The organism is Pantoea sp. R102 (assembly GCF_004916815.1).
Taxonomy (GTDB): domain Bacteria; phylum Pseudomonadota; class Gammaproteobacteria; order Enterobacterales; family Enterobacteriaceae; genus Pantoea; species Pantoea dispersa.
This window is the reverse complement of sequence record NZ_SDFT01000073.1, coordinates 1-5,598: the sequence shown is the minus strand read 5'-3', so window position 1 is coordinate 5,598 and position 5,598 is coordinate 1. Positions and strand designations below refer to the sequence as shown.

The window sequence follows — 5,598 nt, the reverse complement described above, 5'->3', positions numbered from 1 at the left end:
AAGACTTGATATTTTTTACGTCCGGAGACGCTGATATCAATCCTGCGAGTGCCCACACAGATTGTCTGATAAATTGTTAAAGAGCGGTGCGACGCGGCGTTCGGCCTGCTGTCGCGAGGTGGCGTATATTACGCTTTCCTCCTTCAGAGTCAAACACTTTTTTCAGCGTTTTTCCCCGGCGGAAGTTCTTAACGAAGCTTCCTGTCTACACCGCATTCCGTAAGTCGTTGTGCCGTGTCGATGGAGGCGCATTATAGGGAGTTGTTCGGCACGCGCAACCGCTAAATTCAATAAAAACAATCGTTCGCTGCATTCCACAGCAAAACCCCGCCTTATACCCGGTTACACACAAAGTTATCCACATCTGCAGCCGGTAATAAATTTAGGCGAGCATCGCGCAAACGTTTTCGCTACAATGCCCCGCGACGTCAAGGATGCCCCTTTTGGGGCGTTACCTGAGGTAAATGTTCTCTTCTATATATAGAGAGAGAAAGTTAAGCCTGATGTAACGCTCTTATTTACGCGAAACAAAGCCAAGGGATAAAACCACCATGCAACAACGTCGTCCTGTACGCCGCGCTCTGCTCAGTGTCTCTGACAAAGCCGGTATCCTCGAATTTGCTCAGGCCCTCTCCCATCGTGGTGTTGAGCTGCTCTCCACAGGTGGTACCGCGCGCCTGCTGGCAGATGCCGGCCTGCCCGTCACGGAAGTTTCTGACTACACCGGTTTCCCGGAAATGATGGATGGACGCGTCAAAACGCTGCACCCCAAAGTGCACGGTGGCATTCTGGGCCGTCGCGGCACCGATGATGCCATCATGGCTGAGCACGCCATCAATCCTATCGACATGGTGGTGGTGAACCTCTATCCCTTTGCCCAGACCGTGGCGAAAGCCGACTGCAGCCTGGAAGATGCCGTTGAGAACATTGATATCGGCGGCCCCACCATGGTGCGCTCGGCAGCCAAGAACCACAAAGACGTGGCGATCGTGGTAAAGAGCAGTGACTACGACGCGATCATCGCGGAGCTCGATGCCAACGAAAACTCCCTGACGCTGGAAACCCGTTTCGATCTGGCCATCAAAGCCTTTGAACACACCGCCGCTTACGACAGCATGATTGCCAACTACTTTGGCAGCCTGGTACCGGCCTATCACGGCGAGAGCACCGCGCCGGCCGGCCGCTTCCCGCGCACCCTGAACCTCAACTTTATTAAAAAGCAGGATATGCGTTACGGCGAGAACAGCCATCAGGACGCTGCTTTCTATATTGAAGAGCAAGTCAGCGAAGCGTCGGTCGCCACCGCACAGCAGCTGCAGGGCAAAGCGCTGTCCTACAACAATATTGCCGATACCGATGCGGCACTGGAGTGCGTCAAGGAGTTCAGCGAGCCAGCCTGCGTTATCGTCAAGCACGCTAACCCATGCGGCGTCGCCGCAGGCGATTCAATTCTTGCCGCCTACGAGCGCGCTTATAAAACCGATCCGACCTCGGCGTTCGGCGGCATCATCGCCTTTAACCGTGAGCTGGATGAAGCGACCGCGCAGGCGATCATCAGCCGTCAGTTCGTGGAAGTCATTATTGCGCCATCGGCCAGTGAAGCGGCACTGCGCGTGACCGCAGCCAAACAGAACGTCCGCGTTCTGGTGTGCGGTCAGTGGCAGAGCCGTGTGGCCGGTCTCGACTTCAAACGCGTCAACGGTGGCCTGCTGGTTCAGGATCGCGATCTTGGTATGGTCGATGCCAGCCAGCTGCGCGTTGTCAGCCAACGTCAGCCAACCGAACAGGAGCTGCGTGACGCGCTGTTCTGCTGGAAAGTGGCGAAGTTCGTTAAATCCAACGCCATTGTGTATGCACGCGACAACATGACGATCGGTATTGGCGCGGGCCAGATGAGCCGCGTTTACTCTGCCAAAATTGCCGGCATCAAAGCCGCTGACGAAGGACTGGAGGTGAAGGGTTCCGCCATGGCTTCCGACGCCTTCTTCCCGTTCCGCGATGGCATTGATGCTGCGGCGGCAGTGGGCATCACCTGTGTGATCCAGCCGGGCGGTTCCATCCGCGATGATGAAGTGATTGCTGCCGCCGACGAGCACGGCATCGCGATGATCTTCACTGACATGCGTCATTTCCGCCATTAATAGCCTGGAGCCGTAACGATGAAAATTTTAGTGATTGGTAATGGTGGACGTGAACACGCGCTGGCGTGGAAAGCAGCACAGTCGCCGCTGGCAGAAACCGTATTTGTTGCGCCAGGCAACGCCGGTACCGCGCTGGAGCCAGCCCTGCAGAACGTGGCCATCAGCGCCACCGATATTCCGGCACTGCTGGCGTTTGCGCAGCAGGAAAACATCGACCTGACCATCGTCGGACCGGAAGCGCCGCTGGTGATTGGCGTAGTCGATGCGTTTCGCGCTGCCGGCCTGAAAATCTTTGGCCCGACGCAGGCTGCCGCGCAGCTGGAGGGCTCAAAAGCCTTCACCAAAGATTTCCTTGCCCGCCAGCAGATCCCGACGGCGGAATACCAGAACTTCACCGAGGTGGAACCCGCGCTGGCTTACCTGCGTGAGAAAGGCGCGCCGATCGTCATCAAAGCGGACGGTCTGGCCGCGGGTAAAGGCGTCATTGTCGCCATGACGCTGGCAGAAGCGGAAGCGGCAGTGCAGGACATGCTGGCCGGCAATGCGTTTGGCGACGCGGGTCACCGCATCGTCATCGAAGAGTTTCTTGATGGTGAAGAAGCCAGCTTCATCGTGATGGTGGACGGCGATAATGTCCTGCCAATGGCCACCAGCCAGGATCACAAACGTGTTGGCGACGGCGACACCGGCCCGAACACCGGTGGCATGGGCGCTTACTCACCGGCACCGGTAGTGACCGATGAGATCCACCAGCGCGTGATGGATCAGATCATCTGGCCAACCGTCAACGGCATGAAAGCGGAAGGTAACACCTACACCGGTTTCCTGTATGCCGGTCTGATGATCGACAAAGCCGGTCAGCCAAAGGTGATCGAATTCAACTGCCGCTTCGGCGATCCGGAAACGCAGCCGATCATGCTGCGCCTGCAGTCGGATCTGGTCGCGCTGTGCCTCGCCGCTGTCGACGGCAAGCTCGATCAGCAGCAGTCACAGTGGGATCCGCGCCCGTCGCTCGGCGTGGTGCTGGCCGCTGGCGGTTATCCGGGCGACTATAACACGGGCGATCAGATCCACGGTCTGCCGCTGGAAGACGTACCGGACGGGAAGGTATTCCATGCCGGCACCACCCTGAAAGATGATCTGGTGGTGACCAGCGGCGGTCGCGTACTGTGCGTGACTGCGCTGGGTGAAGATGTGGCGGCAGCGCAGAAGAATGCCTACGCGCTGGCGCAGCACATCTCATGGAACGGCAGCTTCTGCCGTAATGATATCGGTTACCGCGCGATTAACCGCAAGTAAGTCCCCGGCGGCGGCCAGCCGGTCGCCGCTAAAAATCAGCCTCTTTCGGCTGCCAGCGGCACTCATCTTCCGGCGTGGCACGCAGCAGCTGAATCCCCTCTGGCGCTTCCAGCCACGACAGGGTAATCGGCTGTTGCTGCCCCTGCTGCTGTCGATACAGCGTCGCCAGCGTATCGCGATCGAACGCCACATTCACCTGCTGCCCCTCACAGTCACGAACCTGCGTACCGCCCTGCCAGTGCCCCTGCCGCAACAGTACCCGGCCACTCAGCAGTGCATTGCTCTGCGCCAGCATGCGCTGCGCGTCAAACCGGTACAGCTCGACGCTGTCGGCGCTGACGGCTTCACGCCGGCCAGCCAGCTGTCGCTGCATAAAATTGAGGTTGCCCTGATGGTCGAAACGCAGGGTTACGTCGTCCGGCTGCTGGCCAGTGACGTGCCGTTCCACGCTCAGCAGTTTATCCGCCTGCCAGATATAGTCGGTGGTTTCCCGGCTATCGCCATTGAAAGGGGTGTAGACAGTACGCAGATGGACGGCTTCGTGGTCGCCGTTTTTACGCCAGATTCGCACCGTGCCACGGTCAGACAGATAGCCGCTGGCGGTGAAAGCCGGAAGATCGGGAGTGGCACTGCAGCCGGTGAGTAATACCCCGAGGAGGATGGCGCAGAGGCGCTGAGGAGAGATGTTCAGCATAGCAGGCCCCGGTAACAAAAAGGGGCGAAATCGCCCCTCTTTTAAAGCTAAACCGCGATGCGGAAAACTTACTTAACAGCGTCTTTCAGTGCTTTACCAGAGACGAACGCTGGCACGTTAGCTGCAGCGATTTTGATCTCTTTGCCAGTCTGCGGGTTGCGACCGGTACGCTCAGCGCGGTGGTTCACTTTAAAAGTACCAAAACCAACCAGTTGTACAGCATCACCTTCTTTCAGAGACTCAGTGATCGCAGCCAGGGTAGATTCCAGCGCAGCTTTAGCCTGGGTTTTAGACAGGTCCGCTTTCTCTGCGATCACATCAATCAGTTGAGTCTTGTTCATAAGTTATCCTTAAAGTGTATTTATCGCTTGCTAAGCAACGAGTGCGAGGGAAAAGCCATATTCTGGCACTCTTCAGCCTGCACGCACCGATAGCCACAATTTTCAGCCCCCCAAATGTAGACCAGACAGGGGGCTGATGTGAAGCCTCCAGGCGCGGTAATTCGGGCCTGAAGTCACGTTTTCTCGCCTTATTGCTGAAAAATTATACCGATGTTACTGATTCCGGCTTCACGCAGGTCTGCACGTAGCCCTTTGATTAGCTCCAGGTCCCGTTCTTCGCACTCTGCCAGCAGGCGAAAAATCTCCCACTGCAGGTCCCATTCGTCAATTACCGCCTGGTTGTCACGCAGCTCTTCGTCGCTCATTTCGCGACCGGCCTGGGTCATTTCGAGGATGGCCACGGTGGTGATCGACGTGCGGCTGACTTCGATGGCGTGCTCCAGCGTTTCACCGCTCAGCTGCGCGTGCAGGAGTTCACTCAGCGCCACGCAGGCATCAATCGCCGGGTGCACGCCGTAAACGTCAAAGTCGTCACCGTTTGGGATCGCCGCTTCCAGTTTCTCCAGCTGGCTGTCGAAATTGATTTTGGCATCCTTCACCGTCAGGCTTTCCCACACCAGGTCGAGAATGCGGCGATAGAGCTGCGGATCGGCAAACTCGGTCTGCTGACAGAAGGCCCAGTAATTGGGGAACATCCGCTCGCACAGACAGGCCATAAAGGTCATGTGCTGCCAGCTTTCCAGCTTCGCCAGACGCAAATGGACGGGGTTCTGTAACATCAAACTTACTCTCGGTAGATTAGCTGGCGGCAGTGTACCGCAAAAGCCGCGTACAAACAGCGTTAGCGCGCATTTTGCCACTTCACAAAAGCGGGACGGCCAGACGCCACGGCATCGGCCCAGCGCGTTGGCTCCGGCAAGCGGTAGCCAGCCATGCAGGCTTCAACCCAGTGCAGTGCGCTATCGAGGCTGACGCGGTGGCCGGTTGAGACAAACAGCGGATTGCAGCGCGTCTTGCTGCGCCACACCCAGGCAATCTGCTCGCCTTTATCCATCAGCGGCTGACGACTGCCCGGTGCCGCATCCAGCTCAGCGAAACGGCCGCACAGGCGCTTTTTCGCTAC

6 protein-coding genes are annotated in these 5,598 nt (G+C 57.8%); 2 read left to right on the top strand and 4 right to left on the bottom strand.

Annotated features, from left to right (window positions below):
• Positions 1–551 precede the first annotated feature (551 nt).
• Together purH and purD are read left to right on the top strand one after the other, a co-directional pair.
• On the top strand, positions 552–2,141 hold the full coding sequence (gene purH / locus ERD80_RS09370; protein WP_021508192.1) for a bifunctional phosphoribosylaminoimidazolecarboxamide formyltransferase/IMP cyclohydrolase: 1,590 nt from the start codon (positions 552–554) through the stop codon (positions 2,139–2,141).
• An 18-nt stretch (positions 2,142–2,159) separates the two neighbouring features.
• Positions 2,160–3,440: a phosphoribosylamine--glycine ligase gene (gene purD / locus ERD80_RS09365; RefSeq protein WP_021508193.1), complete on the top strand. Its 1,281-nt coding sequence runs from the start codon at positions 2,160–2,162 to the stop codon at positions 3,438–3,440.
• A 28-nt stretch (positions 3,441–3,468) separates the two neighbouring features.
• Here the strand turns inward: purD and ERD80_RS09360 are convergent, their stop codons facing one another.
• From ERD80_RS09360 to ERD80_RS09345, 4 genes are all read right to left on the bottom strand, one after another.
• Positions 3,469–4,134 carry a DUF1481 domain-containing protein gene (locus ERD80_RS09360; RefSeq protein ID WP_021508194.1) on the bottom strand — a complete coding sequence of 222 codons (666 nt, stop codon included), beginning with the start codon at positions 4,132–4,134 and terminating at the stop codon, positions 3,469–3,471.
• Positions 4,135–4,202: 68 nt separating this feature from the next.
• Positions 4,203–4,475 (bottom strand): nucleoid-associated protein HU-alpha, encoded by a 273-nt coding sequence (gene hupA / locus ERD80_RS09355; protein ID WP_006121511.1) that lies wholly within the window; start codon positions 4,473–4,475, stop codon positions 4,203–4,205.
• A gap of 188 nt (positions 4,476–4,663) precedes the next feature.
• On the bottom strand, positions 4,664–5,254 hold the full coding sequence (locus tag ERD80_RS09350; protein WP_031279834.1) for a YjaG family protein: 591 nt from the start codon (positions 5,252–5,254) through the stop codon (positions 4,664–4,666).
• A gap of 62 nt (positions 5,255–5,316) precedes the next feature.
• A partial coding sequence (locus tag ERD80_RS09345; RefSeq protein ID WP_211145578.1) for an endonuclease V occupies positions 5,317–5,598 on the bottom strand: 282 nt, incomplete at its 5' end.

Coding starts and splice junctions, on each gene's coding strand:
- purH (WP_021508192.1), top strand. CDS start 552: ATGCAACAACGTCGTCCTGTACGCCGCGCTCTGCTCAGTGTCTCTGAC.
- purD (WP_021508193.1), top strand. CDS start 2,160: ATGAAAATTTTAGTGATTGGTAATGGTGGACGTGAACACGCGCTGGCG.
- ERD80_RS09360 (WP_021508194.1), bottom strand. CDS start 4,134: ATGCTGAACATCTCTCCTCAGCGCCTCTGCGCCATCCTCCTCGGGGTA.
- hupA (WP_006121511.1), bottom strand. CDS start 4,475: ATGAACAAGACTCAACTGATTGATGTGATCGCAGAGAAAGCGGACCTG.
- ERD80_RS09350 (WP_031279834.1), bottom strand. CDS start 5,254: ATGTTACAGAACCCCGTCCATTTGCGTCTGGCGAAGCTGGAAAGCTGG.